Consider the following 20773-nt stretch of genomic DNA (forward strand, 5'->3'; position numbering starts at 1 on the left):
GGCTAGACTCCGCATACGCCATCGGCGTGCCGAGCAACGCTCGGCACCCACAAAAATGCCGCCTGCAAGGGCGGCATTTTCGCTCCGGCCGATGGCCGGACCGGCTCAAGCAATAACGCTACGCGTTACTGCTTGAGCGGAATCACCCGAATCTCGACGCGGCGGTTCTTGGCACGGCCGGCGTCGGTGCTGTTGTCGGCAATCGGATACGCCTTGCCGGCGCCCAGCGTTTCGATACGTACGCTCTGCACGCCCTGGCCGATCAGGTACTGGGCGACCGAGTCGGCGCGTTCCTTCGACAGTCGGTTGTTCACAGCGTCGCTGCCGATGCTGTCGGTGTGGCCGACCACTTCGATCATGGTCTGGTTGTACTCACGCAGCGTACCGGCGACGCCGTTGAGCGAGCCGTAGAACTGCGGCTTCAGGGTGGCCTTGCCGAAGTCGAAGGTGATGCCGTCCGGCAGGTTCAGCATGATGTTGTCGCCCTGGCGCTGCACATCGATGCCGGTGTTGGCGGTGCGCTCGCGCAGCGCGCGTTCCTGGCGATCCTGGTACTGGCCGACCGCGGCGCCGCTGAGCGCACCGATACCGGCACCGATCAATGCGTGCTGACGGCGCTCGGTGGCGCTGTCGCCGGTCAACAGGCCGGCAGCCACGCCGATGGCGGTACCGATCAGCGCGTTACGACCAGTGCGGTTCTGCTGCTCGGTCGGATTGCCGTACTGGTCACTCTGCACGTAGGAGCCGCCGGTGGCGCAGGCCGACAGGACGGCCGCACTCATCAGGGCCAGTGCGACGTTGCGGGTGGTGTTGCGGATCATGAGGTTCTCCTTGGTTTCCGGACGGGCCGGCGGCTTGCGGGCGCAGAGAGAATAAACAGCCCGATGCGACGTCGGGATGATGATCCGGTGCGCCGACAGGGCCGCGTTCAGCTAACTGACCGGATCGCTCGGGTCACCCTTTACCCCGCCCCCGACTGGCGGTATGCCGCCAATGCGGCGTCGCGGCCCGCGGCCAGGTCCACCAGCGGCGCACGCGGATAGCCCGGGGCATGCGCCGCCAGCAGCAGCGGATGCTGCCACGGCGCAAACCGGGCCTTCACCGGCAGCGCGGCCAGTTCGGGCACCCAGCGGCTGATGTACCGTGCCTGCGGATCGAATTTCTCGGCCTGAGTCACGGGGTTGAACACCCGGAAGTACGGAGCGGCATCGGCGCCAGTCCCGGCCACCCATTGCCAGCCCATGGTGTTATTGGCCAGGTCGGCGTCGACCAGGGTGTCCCAGAACCAGCGCGCGCCATGCAGCCAGTGCGCGCGCAGGTGCTTGCACAGGTAGCTGGCCACGATCATCCGCACCCGGTTGTGCATGTAGCCGGTGTGCCACAGCTCGCGCAGGCCGGCATCGACGATCGGCACGCCGGTATTGCCGCGCTGCCAGTCGTGCAGCTGCGTGGCACTCGGAGTGGCCCACGGGAAACGGTCGAAGCGCGGGTTGAGGTTGTCGGTCGGCGTCTTCGGGAAGTGATGCAGCAGGTGGTAGGCGAAGTCACGCCAGCCCAGCTGGCGCAGGAAGCCGTCGATGTCGGCATCGGTGGCCGCACTGCGCAGCCCTTCCAGGGCTTGCGCGATGCGCCACGGCGCGATCTCGCCGAAGTGCAGATGGGGCGACAACCGCGAGGTCCCGACACGGTCCGGCAGGTCACGCTGCTCGCGATACCCGCGAAGGGCACCGTCTTCAAAGACGGACAGTGCTTCCAGCGCACCGGCTTCACCCGGCTGCCAGTGCTCCCAGAAGCCGGTATCCCAGTCCAGCGTCGGTGCCAGCTGGAGATCATCCAATGCCAGGCTGTCGACCGCGTGCGGCGCCAGTGCTTCCGGTGCAGCCTGCAGTGCCGGCAGGCGCCAATGACTGAGTACATTGCGCCAGTACGGCGTAAATACCTTGTACGGCTGGCCCTGCTGGGTGGCAATGTCCCAGGGTTCGAACAACAGGCTGCCATTGCAGCTCTGCGCGTCGATGCCCTGCTCGCGCAGCGTGCGCTTGATGGCCGCGTCGCGGGGCTGGGTGGCCGGTTCGTACTTGCGGTTCCAGTACACCGCCTCGGCGCCCGCCTGCTCGATCAGCAACTGCAGGGCCGGCAGGCTATCGCCGCTGCGCAGCACCAGCGAGGAACCCCGCGCGCGCAGGTCCGCATCCAGCGCGGCCAGTGAACGGTGGCGCCAGGCATCGGAGGCCGCACCGGGCACCCATTCGCCTTCCTCGTGCGGCGCGTGGATGTAGACCGGCACCACATCGTGACCTGCATCCAGCGCGGCCTGCAGGGCCGGATTGTCCTGCAGCCGCAGATCACGGCGGAACCATACCAACGCTACCGACACAGGCACTGCCTTCGTTGTGGAAGGCGCACATGATAGCCAGCGGTGGTGAAGGCGATGCGCGCAGACGCTGTCTGCTAGGCTGCACGGCCGCTACCCGTTGGACTCTGACATGGAAGATCTGCACGCCTCATTCGCCCGCTTCGGGCTGCTGCATGCCCAGCACGAGCGTGACTGGCAGGGCCCGTTCCCGCTGCCCCCCGTACTGGCACGTTTTTACGCGCAGGTGGGGCCGCTGGGCGAACAGATCAATGCCAGGGTTGGCCGCGCCGGCATCACCGTTCCCGGCCTTGATGTCTGGATACCGCCACTGCAACGCCTGTGGAGCCAGCAGGCCGGCTATCGATGGCACGGCGTCAGCGGCGAACGGATCAACGACTGGCCATCGAACTGGCTGGTGATTGCCGATCGCAGCGCCGATCCGTTCATCCTCGACCTGGACGATGGCCGTGTACTGTTCAGCCATCACGGTGCCGGCCTGCTGGATGCCGGCGAGATCACCGCCGATGTGCCGACCCTGATGGCGGCTCTGGCTGCAGCGGGCACCGTATACCTCGATGCCGGCGATGACCTCTACAACGACGATGATGATGGCGGCATCCGCCCTGAACACCAGGAGGCAGCAGTACAGGCGGTGGCCCGGGTACTGGGCGACCGCCTGCAGGCCGAATCGTTCATCGAGACGTTGCTGGACTGAATCCACGCATGGCGTGGATCTACTTTTCGAAGCGCTTCATCGCTTCGCTGATCAGTGTCCTCGCCTCGGCGGCGTTGCCCCAACCGTTGAGCTGCACCGGGTTGCGCCCGGCCGGCAGGTCCTTGTAGACCCGGAAGAAGGCCTCGATGCGCTGGCGCTCGACCTCCGGCAGATCCTTCAGATCGCGGATCGTGGCGTAGGTCGGGTCGACCTTGTCGGTCGGTACGCCGATGATCTTCTCGTCGTGCTCGCCGCCATCGATCATCTTCAGGTAACCGATCGGCCGGAAGCGCACGATCACGCCCGGATGCAGGGGTTCACGGGTCAGCACCAGCGCGTCCAGCGGATCGTTGTCGCCAGCCAGCGTGCGCGGCATCGAACCGTAGTTGGCCGGATAGGCGACCGGCATCGACTGGAAGCGATCCACATGCACCAGGCCGTCTTCCTTGATCTCGTACTTGGTGAAGCTGCCGGCAGGAATCTCCACCGCCAGGTGAACTTCATCCGGGGCCTGCTTCGGCTGGTCGGCCAGGAACGGGTGCAGCACGGTATCGGCAGCGGTCACTGCACTGGCCAGCAACAGCAGTGCCGCACCGATGGCAGCGAGAGGAACGATACGGCGGTGCGTGGTCATCGGCATCTCCTCATTCCCAGCAGCGGTCGGTACGACCCTTGGCGGTCTGTGCGCGCGGGCAGTCGCGTGGCGTAATGCGGCCTTCGGTCAGCTCCGTGCGCTGCTTGCCCCCCTTGGCATCGCGGCGCAACTCGAAGGCATCGTAGAGACGACCGGTCACGGTACGCGCCTCATAGCGCAGGCGCTGCGGATCGATGTTCAACACCTGGAACAGCTGGGTGTCCTCGGCCACCGGATCCATCGTCTTTCGTGCCTCGTCGGAGAGACGGTACTGCTTGGGCCCGGCCACGGTCACCACGTACTGCGGGGTTGCGGCCTGCCCTTCGCCACGGCGGCCGTAGGTGTGATCGTGGCCCTGCAACACCAGGTCAACATTGTGGCGGCGCACCACCGGCAGCAGCACGTCACGCAATGCGGCGTTCTCGCGGCCTTCGCGCGGCGAATAGAACGGCTGGTGCAGCAGCACGATGGTCCACGGCTGGGGATTTCCGGTCAGCACCTTGTCCAGCCATTGTGCCTGTGCCGTGGCGGTGCCCAGGTCGAGTGCTGACGTGCCATCGACCACGGCCACGCGCACGCCCTGCGCGTCGAACCAATAGCTGGTCTGCTGTGCAGCGGTGGCACCATTTCCCGGCAGTGCGAACGTCAGCGGCCAGTGCCTGCCCAGCACGCGGCGTTCCTGCGGAGTGTCCTCGAACTCCTCGAAATACTCGTGGTTGCCGATCGCCGGCGCCACCAGGGTCTCCTGCGCCAGCCAACCGGTGGCGGCAAACCATTCGCCCCACTCGCTGTCATCGGCACCGTCACCTCCACTGACCAGATCGCCAGCGAACAGGCTCATGCGCGCCTCGGGTGCGGCCTTCTGCGCGGCGCGCACCACCCGGCTGACATGGCTGACGTTCTTGTTCTGGGTGTCGCCAAAGTACAGCAGGGTCAGCGGCTGGTCGGCGGCGGCCATCGTACGCAGCTGGTTCCAGGCGCTCCAGCTGCCGTTGCCCTGCACCCGGTAGACGTACTGGGTATCCGGCCGCAGGCCGCTGATGTCGGCGCGATGATGATGCGACAGACCGTTCTCGGTCTGTAGCGAACGGGTCGTTGCGCGCACCTGGCGGATGCCCTCGATGGCGGGCGAATCCGCGGCGGGGGCAATCTCCAGCAGCGGTGCCTGCACGCTGCCGTCGGTACGCCAGGCCACGGCGAACCCATGGCTGGGATCGGCCGACGGGGAGGCGACGATGCGGTCCGGTACCGTCGTCGCCGCGTAGTGGCGGCTGCCCGCCGGCACCTGGGTATTGGCTTCGGCTGCTGCGAACGACAGCGACGGGAGGGCCAGCAGCAGGCCCAGTGCCAACGTAGGCATCACGCAGTGCCGGCTCATGCACCACACTCCAGCGGTAGCGCCAGCTGCTTGGCGATGCTCTCCCAGTCGAAGGCCACCACGCCCTGGTCGTCGTGCACGGCGTACAGCGCACCATGCGGGAAGCGCGCGCTGGTCTGCTGCATCATCCAGATGCCATCGGTGTTGGCCACGGTATTGCCCTGGAACGCGCCGACCGGTTTCAGCGTGTGCCGGTCGAACAGGTGGAACACGCTGCGCTGCTTGCCCTGTTCGGTGGTGATCCACCAGCCGTCCTTGCCACAGGTGCGCAGGGTCACGCCTTCGGCCTGTGCCTTGAAAACGTCGCGGCCGAAGGTGGTGCCGGTGAAGCGGCCCGCCAGGGTGTAGACCTTGAACTCGCTGGCGTAGCTCTCGTCCTCTTCGGCGATCAGCAGGCGGTCGTTCTCGGGATCGCCCCAGATCGACTCGACCACGCGCAGCGCACCGGCCTCGGTGGTGTCACCGATGCTGGCGACAAGCTTCGCGTCGACCTTCGCGCCATTGCGGGACACGTGGTACTGGCGCACGCGCTTGTCCAGCTCGGCCAGCGGCGGCAGGATGTCACGCCCCTGCGCATCCTCGCCGTTGTCCCAGGAGTCGGTGACGTAGACGCTGTAGCCATCGGCACGGCGGTCGACCCACAGCCCGTACGGCTTGCGCAGGTCGTCGGCAGCGAACGTCGCCAGCGGCGTGAAGTCCGGCAGGCTCAGCACCTGCACACGGTGATTGTCGCGCTCCACGATCCACAGCAGGTCGTCGATCACCGCGATACCGTTTGGGCGGTCGAACTGCCCCGGTGCGGTGCCGCTGCTGCCGACGTCACGCAGGTGCTGCCCGGTGCTGCCGTCGTAGACCACCAGCTTGTCGGTGGCCTTGGCGGTGGCGATCAGCCACAGTACGCCGTCCGGCGCGCGCCAGGCCGCCGGCGAGTCGATGTTGTCGGCCGGGGTCATCGGTGACAGGAACGCTTCGGCGATGGTGGCAACCTTGCGCTCGCCCCCGGCGGCCGGCGCGGCTACTCCCGCAACCGGATCGGTGCCGGTGGCCGGCGTGCAGCCGGCGACCAGCGCGGCTGCCAGCGCGGCGGCCAGGACGGTGAAGCCACGCCCCCTCACAGCGCCACCTTCAGGCCCAGCGCATAGGTGCGGCCGTACTCTTCCATCTGCAGGGTGCGCGAACGGGTGCCCTGGTAAAGCTCCAATGGCTTGTCCAGCAGGTTCTGCGCTTCGAAGTACACGCTCACGCGCGGGGTGAATTTGTAGTCAAGCGAGAAATCGAGCTGGGTGTTGGGTGCCACGTAGATGTCGAACGCGCGGCCCTTGCCGATGCTGTCCAGATACTCGCTGCGGTACACGGCCGCCAGGCGCGTGCTTACACCATACTTTTCATAGCCGATGTGTGCGCTGTAGACATGCTTGGAAGCGCGCGGCAGCGTGAAGTCCTCGCCCGCACGGTCCTTGATGCCGGCATCGAACTCGGTATCCAGCCAGGTGCCACTGGCGCCGACCAGCAGGCCATCCAGGCCCTCCGGCAGGAAGGCCAGCTGCTGCTGCCAATTGAATTCGGCACCACGCACGGTGGCCCTGCGGCCATTGATCGGTTGGGTCACGTCGTATCCGCCGTAGGCCGGATCATTGGTGCGCACGGTCTCCACGATGTAACCGTCGATCGATTTATGGAACAGGCCCAGCGAAACGATGCCACTGCTGCCGATGTACTTCTCCACCGAGAGGTCGATGTTCTTCGACTCGTACGGGTCCAGGTCCGGGTTGCCCAGGCGCACTTCCTCGTCACCCCGACTGTAACCCACGCGCGGCGAAACGTCGCCGAACGACGGGCGCGAAACGGTCTTGTTGGCCGAGGCGCGCAGCACCCAGTCATCGGCCGCGTCATAGCGCAGGTGCAGGCCCGGCAGCACGTTGGTGTAGCTGCTGTTGGCCACGCGCGGGGCAACGGTGAAGCTGCGGCCGTTGGCGGCCACGTCCACCTGGTTGCCGATCGCCTTGAAGCGGGTGTTCTCCACGCGAACACCGCCGATGATGCGCAGTGCGCCCACGTCCCAGGTACCCATGGCATAGCTGGCGAAGATGTCCTCGCTTGCCACGTAATCCTCTTCCAGCGACGTCATCGCATTGCCACCGGCGTCCTGCGGGCGGGCGCTGTACTGGCCGCCGTTGGCCGCCCAATAGGCACGCATCGCGGGCGAATCCATGCCGTCACCGATATCGCCGTGGCGGTGTTCCGGCGAGGTGGTGGTCCAGCTCGACAGCGCCACCTTCGGGCCGACACGCAGTTCGCGCTCGTCCACATTCACGTCGCGGTCGCGCCAGCGGCCCAGCAGGCCGAACTTGATGCTGCTGCTGTCGCCGTCGAAGCGCACGTTGACCTGCGCGCTGTGCTCCTTGTCGTTCACCTGCTTGGGCGATAGCACGAAGCGGTCGAACGCGTAATTGCTGTTGTCCAGCCACTGCGGGTTGTCGAAGCTGTAGCTGGGCAGGCGGCTGCGCTGGTCCAGCGTGCCGTTGAAGGCCTTTCCGTTGAGCTTGAAGCGCGCCTCCATCTCGTCATTTACCCGCTCTTCGGTACGGGTGTAGCCGATCCGGTAATCGACCACGGCATTGGTCAACTTGTTCTCGCCGCCCAGGCTGGCCGCGAAGGTGTTTTCCTTCTTGGTGCGATAGCGCATGCGCTTGTCGATGGAATCCTTCGGCATGCCGTCCAGGCGGTACTGGTCGGTGCCGGTCTTGACCATCTTCGCGTCATCGAAGTTGAAGATCACGCGCTGACGGGTCTCCGCATCATCGAACTGACTGTACAGCGTGCGCAGGTAGTACTTGCTGTTTTCGTTCGGTCGCCAGTCGAGGTTGAGGTTGGCGCCGATGCGCTTGCGCTCGATCTCGTACTTGCGGTGCTGCAGGTTGATCGCGGTGACGTCGCCAGGTGCGGCGTCATCCTCGCCGTCGTACTCCACTTCGGTGTTGTCCGACTCGAACTTCCGCTTCTGGTAGTTCACGCCCAGGGCCACGCCGAAGGTGTCGTTGAACACTTCGCTGTAGTTGAAGGCGGCCTTGGGGCTGGTCTCGCCGGACAACTGCTGGTGGCTGCCTTCGATCTTGCCACGCAGGCTGCGACCGTCGCGGTCGAAGGCCGAGGCTGATTCCACCAGTACGGCGCCGCCGATGGCATCACCGGGCATGTCCGGGGTCGGCGACTTGACCACGCGCAGGCGTTCGGTGGAGTCGGACGGGATAACGTCCAGCGGCGCGGCGCGGCTGGAATCTTCCGGCGTGCCGACGGCGATGCCATCCACGCTGACGCTGTTGAGATTGGCATCCAGGCCGCGGATGACCACGAAGCGGCCCTCGCCCTGGTCGCGGGTCACGCTGATGCCCGGCAGGCGCTGCAGCGACTCGGCCACGTTCTTGTCCGGGTACTGGCCCAGTGCGTCGGAGGACACTGCATCCTCGATGGCGTCGCTGCTGCGCTTGAGATCGACTGCGCGGATCTGCGACTCGAGCTGGGCGCGTACTTCGATGCGGTCCAGGTCGACCGCGTCGGCGGCCACGGCGCCGGTGGCGGCTACCGCCTGCTGCCCGGCCGCCTGCAGCGGTGCTGCGGCCCCCATTGCCAGGGTCAGGGTGATGGCAACGGCCAACGGAGTCTTGATATGCACTGGGAATCCCCATTCCTGTTAAGAATGGGTCTGCACGATATGTCCGCAAGGTTGCATGGCCATGACATGCACCTGCACATTTCCGGTCACGCCGCTCCGGGGCCGGTTTGGGATTCGACACGCCAATCCGGCAAAATGGCCTCCTCTCTCTCCTTTCCCCCTTCCCGACCATGAAGATCGTCGAAGTGCGCCACCCGCTGGTGCAGCACAAGATCGGCCTGATGCGCAATGCCGCGCTCAGCACCAAGGATTTCCGCGAACTGGCCAACGAGCTGGGTACCCTGCTGGCCTACGAGGCCACCGCCGACCTGGACACCGAGCCGCACACCCTGCCCGGCTGGGCCGGCTCGGTGACGGTTCAGCGCATTGCCGGCGCCAAGATCACCGTGGTGCCGATCCTGCGTGCCGGCCTGGGCATGCTCAGCGGCGTGCTGTCGCTGATCCCGGCCGCCCGTGTCAGCGTGGTGGGCCTGCAGCGCGATGAGGAAACCCTGCAGCCGGTGCCCTACTTCGAGCGCCTGACCGGCCGCCTGGAAGAGCGCGACGCACTGATCCTCGACCCGATGCTGGCCACCGGCGGCACGCTGATCGCCACCATCGACATGCTCAAGCGCGCCGGCGCCCGTCGCATCAAGGGCATCTTCCTGGTGGCCGCGCCCGAAGGCATCGAAGCAGTCAAGGCCGTGCATCCGGACGTGGAGATCTACACCGCGGCCATTGATGCCCAGCTCAACGACAAGGGCTACATCCTGCCGGGCCTGGGCGACGCCGGCGACCGCATCTTCGGAACCCGCGTCGGGTAATCCCGGTGAACGGGTCGGGTCCCTCTCCGCAGGAGAGGGCTCTGATCCGCCAACCACTCGCGGGCGCGCTTCGCCGCGGCACGTGAACGCCCGTGGACGCGGGCGTGGCCGACGCGTGATCCTTCACGTGGCCTTACCGGTCGGAAGCGAATGCTCCGCGCACCCGCCACCGCTTGGAGCATTCCGATGAAAGCCGCTTTCCTGCTGGCCGCCGTCCTGCTGGTTGGCCGGCCCCTGGCTGCCAACGCCACCACCCCGCAGCAGCAGCGCATGGCCGAATGTTCGGCCAAGAACAAGGGGCTGAAGGGTGATGCCTACAAGACCGCGCAGAGTTCCTGCCTCAGCGGCCACGCCGCCGAAACCAAGGCGGTCAATCCACAGCAGGAACGCATGCGCAAGTGCAATGCCGACGCGGGTGCGAAGAAGCTGGCAGGCGATGCGCGCAAGACCTTCATGAGCAGCTGCCTGAAGGCGTCGTAACGAGAGTGATGTAGAGCCGAGCCCACGCTCGGCTCTGCCGTTAACCCAGGGCGCGCGCCTTCAGCTCGCCCTGTTCGTGCAGGGTCACGAAACGTCCCTTGTCATCACGGCCCAGCTGCGCCAGCGCCACCTGCGGGTCGTGGGTGAAGAACAGCCGCACGTTGCGCGCCAGCTTGTCTTCAAGGAACTGCCGCTTCTCGTCGATCAGCAGCTCGGCGTTGCGGTCGTAGCCCATGGTGATCGGCACGTGTACCCATGAGCGCCCCGGGATCAGGTCGGCACAGAACACCACGCCACCGTGCGCATCTTCACCGGCATGCGCATGACCAACGATCTCGGCCAGCATCAGCCCCGGCGTATGCCCGTCGCTGTAGCTGAAGCGCACGCTGCGGCCAAGTGCCTTCGAGTACTCCCCCTCCACCACTTCCAGGCGGCCACTGGCCTGCAGCAGGCCGGGCAGCTCAGGAATGAAACTGGCCCGATCGCGCGGGTGTGGCTGCACGGCGCGCTGCCAGTGCTGCGCACCGACCACGTAGGTTGCGTTGGGGAACAGCAGCTCGGGCTCGCGCCCTTCGCTCCATGCGGCAAGCAGACCACCGGCATGATCGAAATGCAGGTGGCTGAGCACCACCACGTCGATGTCCTCGTGCTCGAAACCTGCTTCGCGCAGTGAATCGATCAGCACGTGCTGGCTTTCCTGCACGCCGTAGCGCTCGCGCATGCGCGGATCGAAGAACGCTCCGATACCGGTTTCAAACAGCACGGTCTTGCCTTCCAGCGGACTGGCAAGCAGCGCGCGGCAGGCCAGCTCGATGCGATTGAGCTCGTCCGGTGCCGCCCATTTTTCCCACAACGCGCGCGGCGCGTTGCCGAACATCGCGCCGCCATCAAGGCGTTGCGAGTTTCCACGAATAGACCAGAGTTTCATGTGTCGATTATCGGCGCCGGACCGTTAAATAATCGCTAGAAAGCAAACGGAAAACCCCGCCGGCGAAGACGGGGTTTCGATATCCGCCGAGGTGCCGGCCAGTGGCCGGCACTCCCACGTCAATGGGCCGGCACGACCTGGGCACTGCCCACCGGATTGCGCGGGTCGCTGCCGCCGAACAGTCGGTTCGCCTTGCGGTCCCATTCCACGGTCTGCAGGTTGCCCCACACGTGGCTGGAACCGCGGCCGCCTGCGGCGACATTGCCCGGCAGGTCGATCTTGTGGCCCATCGCCTGCAGCTGCTTCACCGTCGCCGCGTCGAATGCATCGTCCTCAGCTTCGATCAGGTCCGGCAGCCACTGGTGGTGATAGCGCGGCAGCGCAGCAACCTGCTGCGCGTCCAGGCCGGCGTCGTAGCCGAGGATGCCCAGCAGCACCATGGTGATGATGCGGCTGCCACCCGGGGTGCCCAGCACGATCACCTTGTCGCTGTTTTCCATGAAGGTCGGCGTCATCGAGCTGAGCATGCGCTTGCCCGGCTTCGGCGCATTGGCCTCGTAGCCCATCACGCCGAATGCATTGGGCGTGCCTGGTTTCAGCGCGAAGTCGTCCATCTCGTTGTTCAGCAGCACGCCGGTGCCCTTCGGAATCAGGCCCGAGCCGTACAGCAGATTGACGGTCTGGGTGGCGCCGACGCGGTTGCCGTCACGGTCGATGATCGAGAAGTGCGTGGTCTCGTCATCTTCCAGTGGCGTCGGGTTGCCCGACAGCAGGTCGCTGGGCGTGGCCTTCTCCGGATGGATGGTCGCGCGCAGGCCCTGCGCGTAGTCCTTGCTGGTCAGCACCTTCTGCGGGATCTGCACGAAGTCCGGATCGCCGAGGAAGAAGGTACGGTCGCGGTAGGCACGGCGCATCGATTCCACCACCAGGTGGGTGCGGTGCGCCGGGTCCATCTTCCTGATGTCCCAGCCTTCCAGGATCTGCAGCATGCTGGCCAGCGCGATGCCTCCGGATGACGGCGGCGGCGCGGTGGTGATCTTCCAGCCGTTGTAGTTGAACACGATCGGTTCGCGCTGCTTCACGCGATAACCGGCCAGCTCTTCAGCGGTCCAGTTGCCGCCAGCCTGCTTCACGCCGGCCAGCAACAGCTTTCCGGTCTGGCCCTTGTAGAAGCCATCGAAGCCACCCGCAGCCAGCCGCTCCAGCGTCTGCGCCAGTTCCGGCTGCTTGAACAGGTCTCCGGTAGCGATCGGCGTGCCGTTGCGCAGGTAGACCTCGCGCGTGCCGGGATAGCGCTCCATCACTTCACGGCGCGAGGCATAGCCCTTGGCCATGCGCTCGTACACCGGGAAGCCTTCGCGCGCGATGCGGATGGCCGGCTGCAGCGAGGCCGACAACGGCAGCCTGCCGTGCTTGGCCGACAGTTCGACCAGCGCTGCAGGCAGGCCCGGGATGCCGGCCGACCAGGCGCCGTTGACCGAGCGGTCACGGTCCAGGTTGCCCTGCTTGTCGAGGAAGGCCTGCGGGGTAGCGGCGGCCGGCGCGGTCTCGCGCGCGTCCAGCATCACGTCCTTTCCGGTGGCCGCATCGTGCAGCAGGAAGAAGCCGCCACCGCCCAGACCGGAACTGATCGGCTCGACCACCGCCAGCGTGGACGACACCGCCACTGCTGCGTCGAAGGCGTTGCCGCCCTGGGCCAGGATGTCGATACCGGCCTGGGTGGCCAGCGCATGGCCGCTGGCAATGGCGGCGCCATCAGGGCGCTCGGCACGGACCGGGCTGCCGGCCCAGGCAGTCGGGCTCAGCAGCAGGCCGAGCAGCAACAGGGGGCGGACGATCAGCGTCTTCATTCGGATGGGGGCTCCGCGTAGAGTTCGGGGTGATCGTGCTGCAGCTGGCGCAGCTTGGCCAGCAGCTGGTCTTCCGTTTCCACGATCTCCGGGTCCGGGTCGATGCACTCGACCGGGCAGACGACCACGCACTGTGGCTCGTCAAAATGACCGACGCATTCGGTACAGCGCGCAGGGTCGATCACGTAGATGGTTTCACCCATCGAAATGGCCTGGTTCGGGCAGGCCGGCTCGCAGACGTCGCAGTTGACGCAGAGCTCGTTGATTTTCAGCGACATGGCGATACTCCTCGCCCGCGCCTTGGGACAAAGGACCGGCCAGCGCGGGCGCGCGGGCCGGTCAGGTCATCAGCGGCACCCTTGCGGGGTGCCGCCCGGGCCATGCCGGAGCATGGCCGCCATGGCTCGGTATTACTTGGCTTCGACGAAAATGTACTCGGCGCCGGTCGGCTGGACCGCCGCCTGCACGCGGGCGTTGTCGGCCGACTGGCCGATGAAGACGACGCGCACGCCCTTCATCGAATCCGGCGCCACGTCCTTGAACACAGCCTGGATCATGTCAGCCATCTTGCCCGAGGCCGACGAACCGAAGGCCAGCATGTTGCCCGGCTGCACGCCACGGGCCACCGCCTGGGTCGCGCTCTCGGTCTGGCGCTCGTACTTGGCCTGGAAGTCCGGGTCCGATTCCGGCGAGAGGTAGTACAGGAACGGGCTGTTGCTGATGTTGCCCATGTTCTGGATGGCCACTTCCTGCAGGTACTTCTTCCAGCCGGCATCGTCATCCTTGGACGGCGCGACCAGGGCCTGCTTGGCCTCGTCGACAGGAGCGGCCTCTTCCTTCTTGCAGGCGGTGAAGGCCAGGGCCAACGAAGCGATCAGCATCGCGCGCATGGTGGTGTTCATGGGTTTCCTCCCGGAATGGTGCGTGGTGGTGTACGTAATGGGGTGCGGGTACAGCGGGGCTTACGACTGTGCCGCCTTCGCTTCGCGGACCTTGCGCAGGGCTTCGAGCACCGCGGCCGGCACGAAGCCGGACACGTCGCCACCCAGGCGGGCGATCTCGCGGACCAGCGAGGACGAAATGAAGCTGTGCTGCTCGGCCGGGGTCAGGAACAGGGTCTCGACCTCGGGGATCAGGTGGCGGTTCATGCTGGCCATCTGGAATTCGTATTCGAAGTCGGACACCGCGCGCAGGCCGCGCAGCAGCACCCCGCCCTGCACCGAACGTACGAAATGCGCCAGCAGGGTATCGAAGCCGATGACCTCGACATTGCCGTGATGGGCCAGGGCGCCGCGTGCCAGCTGCACGCGCTGCTCCAGCGGCAGCGCCGGGCCCTTGGACGGGCTCTGCGCCACGCCGACCACGACTTTTTCGAACAGCGGCGCGGCCCGGCTGACCAGGTCGATATGACCGTTGGTGATCGGATCGAATGTGCCGGGATACACGGCAATGCGGCGGTTGGCCACGGTCATGGGCGGGTGCAGATGTTCAGATGAGGTCAAAGTGTAGCAGTGGCGCGGCGGTACAGGGCAAAGCGCACCTCGCGGGTGCCGCCCTCGCGGTGCAGCAGCCAGTCCGGCGGCAGCACCGGCACGTGGCCGGCCGGCGATTCCAGGTACAGCCAGGCATCGGCGGCCAGGTGCCGCGGCAGCTGGGCCAGCACGTCCTGCCACAGGCCATCGGCGAACGGCGGGTCGATGAAGACCAGATCGGCCTGCTGCGCCTGCGCCCCTTGCAGCCAGCGCAGGGCATCGGCCTGCACGACGGTGACCTGGCCGGAGGCCTGCAGCTTGGCCACGGCCGCGGTCAGATTGCGTCCCAGCTGCGCGTCGCGCTCGACCAGAGTGGCGTGGGCGGCGCCGCGCGAGACCGCCTCCAGGCCCAACGCGCCACTGCCGGCGAACAGGTCCAGCACCCGCGCGCCGCCCAGTCTGGGCATCAACCAGTTGAAAAGGGTCTCGCGCACGCGGTCGCTGCTGGGCCGAAGCCCTGGCAGGGTCGGCACCGGCAGGCGGGTATTGCGCCAGCGCCCGCCGATGATGCGGACCTGACCGTCATTGCCCCCACGGCCGCTCACCGGCGCCCCCGGCGGGAGGTATTCGAGAATTTCAGCATGAGCGGGATTGTAGTTCGGCCGGGCGGCGCCCGGGGACGCGCCAACGCATGCGCGCTGTCGCTCCCACGCTTCGCTGCGCGAAACGCGGGCCCCACTTACCAGCTTCCATACCCCCGCCGCTTCGCGGCCGCCCCCTGACTCAGGGGGCTCCACCCCAGACGCGATCCGATGCTCGACATACAGGCCAGTTTTATTTCGATATCTGACAGATGTGTCGACCAAGGTCGACACCTACCAACAGCCGAGTGAACCCGTCAGAGGCGAGGCGGTGTGGGTTGGCAGGACCGTTGGCGCCATGGATGGCGCCATCGAGCCCCCAGGGACGGGTTCACGGCGTGTCCTGCCAACCCACACCGCCCCGCCATCCCACGGAACGCCCGCTGTTGCTGTTGCTTCGGCCTCTGCAGGTGCAGGGCTGCAAGCCCTGCCCGACCAACCCCTTGATTTCGGGACAATCAGCCATACCCCTTGGCGAGGCCGCACGCGCTGGCGCGGCATTGCACATGGAGCCCTATCGATGACCGACACCATCCAGACCGAAACCCTTGGCTTCCAGACCGAAGTCAAGCAGCTGCTGCAGCTGATGATCCACTCGCTGTACTCCAACAAGGAAATCTTCCTCCGCGAGCTGGTCTCCAACGCCGCCGACGCCGCCGACAAGCTGCGCTTCGAGGCCCTGACCCAGCCGGCGCTGCTGGAAGGCGACAGCGAACTGCGCGTGCGCGTCAGCTTCGATCCCTCCGCCCACACCATCACCATCGACGACAACGGCATTGGCATGAGCCGCGCCGAAGCCATCGCCCACCTGGGCACGATTGCCAAGTCCGGCACCGGCGACTTCCTGCGCCAGCTGTCCGGCGACCAGAAGAAGGATTCGCAGCTGATCGGCCAGTTCGGCGTCGGCTTCTACAGCGCCTTCATCGTTGCCGACGAAGTGGAAGTGACCTCGCGCCGCGCCGGCCTGGCCGCAGGCGAAGGCGTGCGCTGGACCTCGCGCGGCGAAGGCGATTTCCAAGTGGCCACCGTCGACAAGGCCGAGCGCGGTACCCGCATCGTGCTGCACCTCAAGGACGGCGAGCACGGCTTCGCCGATGGCTGGCGCCTGCGCAGCATCCTCAAGAAGTACTCGGACCATATCGGCCTGCCGATCCAGATGCCGAAGGAAGGTGGCGAAGAAGGCGCCGCGGCCGAATGGGAAACCGTCAACCGTGCCAGCGCGCTGTGGACCCGTCCGCGCACCGAGATCAGCGACGCCGAGTACACCGAGTTCTACAAGCACGTTGCACACGATCACAGCGATCCGCTGGCGTGGAGCCACAACAAGGTCGAAGGCAAGCTGGAGTACACCTCGCTGCTGTACGTGCCTGGCCGCGCGCCGTTCGACCTGTATCACCGTGATGCGCCCAAGGGCCTGAAGCTGTATGTGCAGCGCGTGTTCGTGATGGACCAGGCCGAGCAGTTCCTGCCGCTGTACCTGCGCTTCATCAAGGGCGTGGTCGATTCCAACGACCTTTCGCTGAACGTCTCGCGCGAGATCCTGCAGTCCGGCCCGGTCATCGATTCGATGAAGGCCGCGCTGACCAAGCGTTCGCTGGACATGCTGGAAAAGCTGGCCACCGACAAGCCGGAGCAGTACGCCACGTTCTGGAAGGAATTCGGCCAGGTGCTGAAGGAAGGCCCGGCCGAGGACTACAACAATCGTGAGAAGGTGGCCGGGCTGCTGCGCTTCGCCTCCACTCGTGGCGACGGCGATGCACAGACTGTGTCGCTGGCCGATTACCTCGGCCGCATGAGCGAAGGCCAGGACAAGATCTACTACCTCACCGGCGAGAGCTACAGCCAGGTACGCAACAGCCCGCACCTGGAAGTGTTCCGCAAGAAGGGCGTGGAAGTGCTGCTGCTGACCGACCGCGTCGACGAGTGGCTGATGGGCTACCTGACCGATTTCGACGGCAAGGGCTTCGTCGACATCGCCCGCGGCGACCTCGACCTGGGCGCGCTGGAAACCGAAGCGGACAAGCAGGAACAGGAAGCGGCGGCCAAGGACAAGCAGGGCCTGGTCGAGCGCCTGAAGACGGTACTGGGCGATGACGTGGCCGACGTGCGCGTCTCGCACCGCCTGACCGATTCGCCGGCGGTGCTGGCCATCGGCGAGCAGGACCTGGGCCTGCAGATGCGCCAGATCCTCGAAGCCAGCGGGCAGAAGGTGCCGGACAGCAAGCCGGTGCTGGAGATCAATCCGGGCCATCCGCTGATCGCCAAGCTGGATGCAGAAGCCGACGGCGCACGCTTCGATGATCTCGGCCGGGTACTGTTCGACCAGGCCGCACTGGCCGCCGGTGACAGCCTGAAGGACCCCGGCGCCTATGTGGCGCGCCTGAACAAGCTGCTGCTGGAGTTGTCGGCCTGATCGAGGCGGTGGTCGCCGGGCATGGCCCGGCGATGCTCTGGTTGGTGCCAACCTTGGTTGGCACTTCAGCAGAGGCCAACCTTGGTTGGCGCCCCAAAAGCGTGCCAACCAAGGTTGGCACCTACTCAGGGGGGCGAGCGTGTCAACCCAGGTTGAAACCCACCAAAGCCGGGCGGCTCAGACCTCCCGATCCAGCAGCGAACCCAGCATCTGGTCCTGGCGCCGTATCACCGTGGCATTGGCGGCGAAGGCCACCACCTCGGCTTTCGCCGCCAGCAGGTCCCCCAATGGCGCGCCAGCATCGGCGTCGGCAGGGGTCATCGCGGCCTGCACCCCGCCCTGCTCCGCCTCACTGCGCAGCAGTTGCAGGCGTCGGGCATCAGGAGTCGCCAGGTTGGCCACGTTGTGCGCGGCCACCTGCACGCCCTGGTGGGCCGCGCGCATCCCGCCGAGAGCGATTCCCATCACGTCGTTCATGGCGGTCTCCGGGCCGCGCTGCGCGGCCCTTCGGACCGGTTAACGGCCGGCGGGCCGCGACCTTGAGTCCACATCAGCCCGACAGGCCCGAGTGGTAGCATATCCCCCTGATTTCAGCGCCTTTTGCCAATGCTCAGTTTTTTCCGCCGCAAGAAGCCCCAGGATGCCCCCGCCACGGAGGCACCCAAGACCCAGCACTACTCGGCTGAAGAGCTGGCGGCGGCGTTCCCGTCAGCCGCCCCGGCCGAAGACGCCGCCACGATCCCGGTAGTCGAAGCCGCAGCACCGGCACCTGTACCGGAACCGGCGCCCGTCGCCGAATGGCCTGCCGTACCGGCTGCGCAGCCGGTCACCGCGCCGGAGGACGTCCAGGCCGAAGTGCTGGCTGCGGCCGCCGTGCTGGCCCCTCTGGCTCCGGTCATTCCGGTCGAGGAACCAACCGCCCCGGCCGCCGACCTGCCAGCTCTGGTGGATGCCCCGCCAGCCCCGGCCGGCAAGCCCGGCTGGCGCGAGCGCCTGCGCAACAGCGTCATCGCGCGCAGCTTCGGTGGCCTGTTCTCGCGCAATCCCAAGCTCGACGACGACCTGCTGGACGAACTGGAAACCGCACTGATCACTGCCGACGTCGGCGTGGGTGCCACTACCGATCTGGTCGAGGGCCTGCGCAAGCGCATGAAGTCGCGCGAGTTCGCTGATGCCAATGCGCTGCTGGCCGCGCTGCGCGCCGAGCTGATCGCGATCCTGCAACCGGTCGCCAAGCCGCTGGTGATCGACCGCAACGCCAAGCCCTTCGTGGTGCTCACCGTCGGCGTCAATGGTGTCGGCAAGACCACCACCATCGGCAAGCTGGCCAAGCGCTTCAAGGATGATGGCCACAGCCTGATGCTGGCCGCCGGCGATACCTTCCGTGCCGCTGCCGTGGCCCAGCTGCAGGCCTGGGGCGAGCGCAATGGCGTGGCCGTGGTCGCGCAGGGGCAGAACGCCGATGCCGCGTCGGTGGCGTTCGACGCGCTGCAGGCCGGCAAGGCACGCGGCACCTCGGTGCTGATCGCCGACACCGCCGGCCGCCTGCACACCCAGTCCGGCCTGATGAACGAGCTGGGCAAGATCCGCCGCGTGCTCGGCAAGATCGATCCCACCGCCCCGCACGAAGTGCTGATGGTGATCGATGGCACCACCGGCCAGAACGCGCTGTCGCAGCTGCGCCAGTTCAATGCTGCGGTGAACGTGACCGGCCTGGTGGTGACCAAGCTGGACGGCACTGCCAAGGGCGGCGTGGTGTTCGCACTGGCCCGCGAGTTCGGCATTCCGATCCGCTTTGCCGGCATCGGCGAGCGCCCGGAAGACCTGCGCGTGTTCGACCCGGAAGCCTTCGTCGACGCCCTGCTGCCCGAAGCGCTGGGCGCCTGATACACCGTGCAGCCACGCATGGCGTGGCTCTACTGCACCGCAACCGCAATCCAGTAGAGCCACCCTACGGGTGGCTGCCTTCCCCGGAACACCCATGCCCCGCCAGCCGCACGCCAGCGCCGACAACCCCCAGCAAGACGACTTCATCGCTCGCCTGCTGCACTGGTTCGACGACCACGGCCGCCACGACCTGCCCTGGCAGCACCCGCGCAGCCCTTACAGAGTCTGGTTGTCGGAGATCATGCTGCAGCAGACCCAGGTGACCACGGTCATCCCGTACTTCCTGCGGTTCCTGCAGCACTTCCCGACCCTGCCCGACCTCGCCGCCGCCAGCAATGACGCGGTGATGGCGCAGTGGGCAGGGCTTGGCTACTACGCCCGTGCGCGTAACCTGCATGCCGCTGCAAAGCGCTGCGTGGAACTGCACGGCGGCGACCTGCCGCGCGATTTCGATGCATTGCATGCCCTGCCCGGCATTGGCCGCAGCACCGCTGGCGCGATCCTCAGCCAGGCCTGGAACGACCCGTTCGCGATCCTTGACGGCAACGTCAAGCGCGTGCTCAGCCGCTATCACGGCATCGACGGCTTCCCCGGCCTGCCAGTCATCGAAAAGCAGCTATGGGCGATCGCCGAGGCACACGTGGCGAAGGTGCCGGCCGGTCGCATGGCCGATTACACCCAGGCACAAATGGACCTGGGCGCGTCCGTATGCAGCCGGGCCAAGCCCGCCTGCGTCATCTGCCCGCTGCAGGACACGTGCGTGGCACGCCGCGAAGGCCGCACCGCTGAACTGCCCACGCCCAAGCCCAGCAAGACCCTGCCCGAGCGCGAAGCCGTGGCTCTGCTGCTGCGTGACGCCCAGCAGCGCGTGCTGCTGCAGAAGCGGCCGGACACCGGCATCTGGGCGCAGCTGTGGACGCTGCCGCAGGCGGAGGCCGGCAGCGACCTGCAGGACTGGTTCGACGCACATGTCGACGGCTCGCTGGAAGATGCAGAGGAACTGCCGGTGCTGCAGCACACCTTCAGCCACTACAGGCTGCACCTGCAGATATTGTCACGGAAGGTGCGCGGCCTGCGCGTGGAAGAACCCACGCTGCGCTGGGTCGCCAACGACGAGCTACCCGCATTGGGCCTGCCAGCGCCGATCCGCAAACTGCTCGACGGCGCCACGATCAGGACGCCAAAACGAACTTCCAAGAAATCCCGCAACCACGAGTGAGTGCCATGCCCCGAACCGTCTTCTGCCAGTACGAACAACGCGATGCCGAGGGCCTGGACTTCGTGCCCTACCCCGGCGAGCTGGGCCAGCGCATCTTCAACAACATCGGCAAGCAGGCCTGGGCCGCATGGCTGGCGCACCAGACCATGCTGATCAACGAGAACCGGCTGTCGCCGCGCACCCCGGAGCATCGTGCGTTTCTTGAAGGCGAACTGGTCAAGTTCCTGTTCGAGAATGACGCAGAGAAGCCGGCTGGCTTCGTTCCGGAAGCCTGACCTGCCGGTAGCGCCGGGCCATGCCCGGCGTCCAGGCATCCGCCGGGCA

Annotated in this window: 20 protein-coding genes; 7 read left to right on the forward strand and 13 right to left on the reverse strand. The window is 66.6% G+C overall.

What is annotated here, in order from left to right; translation table 11 throughout:
* Window positions 1-125: 125 nt before the first annotated feature.
* Together O0J15_RS12370 and O0J15_RS12375 are read right to left on the reverse strand one after the other, a co-directional pair.
* Window positions 126-821 (reverse strand): OmpA family lipoprotein, encoded by a 696-nt coding sequence (locus O0J15_RS12370; protein WP_005416156.1) that lies wholly within the window; start codon window positions 819-821, stop codon window positions 126-128.
* A 140-nt stretch (window positions 822-961) separates the two neighbouring features.
* Window positions 962-2377 carry a deoxyribodipyrimidine photo-lyase gene (locus O0J15_RS12375; RefSeq protein WP_180877720.1) on the reverse strand — a complete coding sequence of 472 codons (1416 nt, stop codon included), beginning with the start codon at window positions 2375-2377 and terminating at the stop codon, window positions 962-964.
* Between the two features lie 109 nt (window positions 2378-2486).
* On the opposite strand from O0J15_RS12375, the gene O0J15_RS12380 reads away from it, so the two are divergent.
* Window positions 2487-3071, forward strand: coding sequence for a hypothetical protein (locus tag O0J15_RS12380; RefSeq protein WP_019661219.1), 585 nt, complete (start codon window positions 2487-2489; stop codon window positions 3069-3071).
* A 19-nt stretch (window positions 3072-3090) separates the two neighbouring features.
* Here the strand turns inward: O0J15_RS12380 and O0J15_RS12385 are convergent, their stop codons facing one another.
* From O0J15_RS12385 to O0J15_RS12400, 4 genes are read right to left on the reverse strand one after another with little or no spacing between them, the layout of a single operon-like run.
* Window positions 3091-3705, reverse strand: a complete 615-nt coding sequence (locus O0J15_RS12385) for an inorganic diphosphatase (RefSeq protein WP_308305731.1) — start codon at window positions 3703-3705, stop codon at window positions 3091-3093.
* 10 nt (window positions 3706-3715) lie between these two features.
* Complete coding sequence (locus O0J15_RS12390) at window positions 3716-5065, reverse strand: metallophosphoesterase family protein (RefSeq protein ID WP_308305740.1); 1350 nt, start codon at window positions 5063-5065, stop codon at window positions 3716-3718.
* Window positions 5066-5079: 14 nt separating this feature from the next.
* Complete coding sequence (locus tag O0J15_RS12395; protein WP_308305732.1) at window positions 5080-6198, reverse strand: phytase; 1119 nt, start codon at window positions 6196-6198, stop codon at window positions 5080-5082.
* The gene (locus tag O0J15_RS12400; protein ID WP_308305733.1) at window positions 6195-8756 is read right to left on the reverse strand and encodes a TonB-dependent receptor; all 2562 of its coding nucleotides are present in this window, start codon (window positions 8754-8756) and stop codon (window positions 6195-6197) included. The genes O0J15_RS12395 and O0J15_RS12400 overlap by 4 nt, the downstream gene beginning before the upstream one ends.
* 170 nt (window positions 8757-8926) lie before the next feature.
* On the opposite strand from O0J15_RS12400, the gene upp reads away from it, so the two are divergent.
* A complete protein-coding gene (gene upp, locus O0J15_RS12405; protein WP_164145083.1) occupies window positions 8927-9559 on the forward strand; it encodes a uracil phosphoribosyltransferase in 633 nt (210 codons plus the stop codon).
* Window positions 9560-9745: 186 nt separating this feature from the next.
* Complete coding sequence (locus O0J15_RS12410; protein WP_308305734.1) at window positions 9746-10039, forward strand: PsiF family protein; 294 nt, start codon at window positions 9746-9748, stop codon at window positions 10037-10039.
* Window positions 10040-10079: 40 nt separating this feature from the next.
* Here the strand turns inward: O0J15_RS12410 and O0J15_RS12415 are convergent, their stop codons facing one another.
* From O0J15_RS12415 to rsmD, 6 genes are all read right to left on the reverse strand, one after another.
* Window positions 10080-10967, reverse strand: coding sequence for an MBL fold metallo-hydrolase (locus tag O0J15_RS12415; RefSeq protein WP_019661213.1), 888 nt, complete (start codon window positions 10965-10967; stop codon window positions 10080-10082).
* A 119-nt stretch (window positions 10968-11086) separates the two neighbouring features.
* Window positions 11087-12817, reverse strand: coding sequence for a gamma-glutamyltransferase (ggt, locus tag O0J15_RS12420; RefSeq protein ID WP_308305735.1), 1731 nt, complete (start codon window positions 12815-12817; stop codon window positions 11087-11089).
* Window positions 12814-13095, reverse strand: coding sequence for a YfhL family 4Fe-4S dicluster ferredoxin (locus tag O0J15_RS12425; protein WP_010484376.1), 282 nt, complete (start codon window positions 13093-13095; stop codon window positions 12814-12816). The genes ggt and O0J15_RS12425 overlap by 4 nt, the downstream gene beginning before the upstream one ends.
* 132 nt (window positions 13096-13227) lie before the next feature.
* Window positions 13228-13719: a hypothetical protein gene (locus tag O0J15_RS12430; RefSeq protein ID WP_010484374.1), complete on the reverse strand. Its 492-nt coding sequence runs from the start codon at window positions 13717-13719 to the stop codon at window positions 13228-13230.
* 60 nt (window positions 13720-13779) lie between these two features.
* Window positions 13780-14289: a pantetheine-phosphate adenylyltransferase gene (gene coaD, locus O0J15_RS12435; RefSeq protein ID WP_005416145.1), complete on the reverse strand. Its 510-nt coding sequence runs from the start codon at window positions 14287-14289 to the stop codon at window positions 13780-13782.
* A 26-nt stretch (window positions 14290-14315) separates the two neighbouring features.
* Window positions 14316-14924 (reverse strand): 16S rRNA (guanine(966)-N(2))-methyltransferase RsmD, encoded by a 609-nt coding sequence (gene rsmD / locus O0J15_RS12440; RefSeq protein ID WP_308305741.1) that lies wholly within the window; start codon window positions 14922-14924, stop codon window positions 14316-14318.
* Window positions 14925-15450: 526 nt separating this feature from the next.
* Between rsmD and htpG the strand changes: the two genes are divergently transcribed.
* Window positions 15451-17343 (forward strand): molecular chaperone HtpG, encoded by a 1893-nt coding sequence (gene htpG, locus O0J15_RS12445; RefSeq protein ID WP_308305736.1) that lies wholly within the window; start codon window positions 15451-15453, stop codon window positions 17341-17343.
* Between the two features lie 177 nt (window positions 17344-17520).
* Here htpG and O0J15_RS12450 read toward each other — a convergent pair whose 3' ends face one another.
* A complete protein-coding gene (locus tag O0J15_RS12450) occupies window positions 17521-17820 on the reverse strand; it encodes a hypothetical protein (RefSeq protein WP_021203986.1) in 300 nt (99 codons plus the stop codon).
* Between the two features lie 129 nt (window positions 17821-17949).
* Between O0J15_RS12450 and ftsY the strand changes: the two genes are divergently transcribed.
* The 3 genes from ftsY (at window position 17950) to O0J15_RS12465 (ending at window position 20724) form a co-directional block, all read left to right on the forward strand.
* A complete protein-coding gene (gene ftsY / locus O0J15_RS12455) occupies window positions 17950-19230 on the forward strand; it encodes a signal recognition particle-docking protein FtsY (protein ID WP_019661208.1) in 1281 nt (426 codons plus the stop codon).
* Window positions 19231-19324: 94 nt separating this feature from the next.
* A complete protein-coding gene (gene mutY, locus O0J15_RS12460; protein ID WP_019661207.1) occupies window positions 19325-20449 on the forward strand; it encodes an A/G-specific adenine glycosylase in 1125 nt (374 codons plus the stop codon).
* A 5-nt stretch (window positions 20450-20454) separates the two neighbouring features.
* The gene (locus O0J15_RS12465; protein ID WP_308305737.1) at window positions 20455-20724 is read left to right on the forward strand and encodes an oxidative damage protection protein; all 270 of its coding nucleotides are present in this window, start codon (window positions 20455-20457) and stop codon (window positions 20722-20724) included.
* Window positions 20725-20773: the final 49 nt, after the last annotated feature.

Source organism: Stenotrophomonas sp. Sm10, assembly GCF_030985515.1.
Classification (GTDB): domain Bacteria; phylum Pseudomonadota; class Gammaproteobacteria; order Xanthomonadales; family Xanthomonadaceae; genus Stenotrophomonas; species Stenotrophomonas hibiscicola.

What these genes read in the sequence shown, in the direction of transcription:
- coaD (WP_005416145.1), bottom strand. Translation starts at nt 14,289, where the DNA reads ATGACCGTGGCCAACCGCCGCATTGCCGTGTATCCCGGCACATTCGAT.
- O0J15_RS12380 (WP_019661219.1), top strand. Translation starts at nt 2,487, where the DNA reads ATGGAAGATCTGCACGCCTCATTCGCCCGCTTCGGGCTGCTGCATGCC.
- upp (WP_164145083.1), top strand. Translation starts at nt 8,927, where the DNA reads ATGAAGATCGTCGAAGTGCGCCACCCGCTGGTGCAGCACAAGATCGGC.
- O0J15_RS12430 (WP_010484374.1), bottom strand. Translation starts at nt 13,719, where the DNA reads ATGAACACCACCATGCGCGCGATGCTGATCGCTTCGTTGGCCCTGGCC.
- ftsY (WP_019661208.1), top strand. Translation starts at nt 17,950, where the DNA reads ATGCTCAGTTTTTTCCGCCGCAAGAAGCCCCAGGATGCCCCCGCCACG.
- ggt (WP_308305735.1), bottom strand. Translation starts at nt 12,817, where the DNA reads ATGAAGACGCTGATCGTCCGCCCCCTGTTGCTGCTCGGCCTGCTGCTG.
- mutY (WP_019661207.1), top strand. Translation starts at nt 19,325, where the DNA reads ATGCCCCGCCAGCCGCACGCCAGCGCCGACAACCCCCAGCAAGACGAC.
- O0J15_RS12450 (WP_021203986.1), bottom strand. Translation starts at nt 17,820, where the DNA reads ATGAACGACGTGATGGGAATCGCTCTCGGCGGGATGCGCGCGGCCCAC.
- O0J15_RS12390 (WP_308305740.1), bottom strand. Translation starts at nt 5,065, where the DNA reads ATGCCTACGTTGGCACTGGGCCTGCTGCTGGCCCTCCCGTCGCTGTCG.
- O0J15_RS12465 (WP_308305737.1), top strand. Translation starts at nt 20,455, where the DNA reads ATGCCCCGAACCGTCTTCTGCCAGTACGAACAACGCGATGCCGAGGGC.
- O0J15_RS12370 (WP_005416156.1), bottom strand. Translation starts at nt 821, where the DNA reads ATGATCCGCAACACCACCCGCAACGTCGCACTGGCCCTGATGAGTGCG.
- O0J15_RS12425 (WP_010484376.1), bottom strand. Translation starts at nt 13,095, where the DNA reads ATGTCGCTGAAAATCAACGAGCTCTGCGTCAACTGCGACGTCTGCGAG.
- O0J15_RS12410 (WP_308305734.1), top strand. Translation starts at nt 9,746, where the DNA reads ATGAAAGCCGCTTTCCTGCTGGCCGCCGTCCTGCTGGTTGGCCGGCCC.
- htpG (WP_308305736.1), top strand. Translation starts at nt 15,451, where the DNA reads ATGACCGACACCATCCAGACCGAAACCCTTGGCTTCCAGACCGAAGTC.
- O0J15_RS12415 (WP_019661213.1), bottom strand. Translation starts at nt 10,967, where the DNA reads ATGAAACTCTGGTCTATTCGTGGAAACTCGCAACGCCTTGATGGCGGC.
- O0J15_RS12385 (WP_308305731.1), bottom strand. Translation starts at nt 3,705, where the DNA reads ATGACCACGCACCGCCGTATCGTTCCTCTCGCTGCCATCGGTGCGGCA.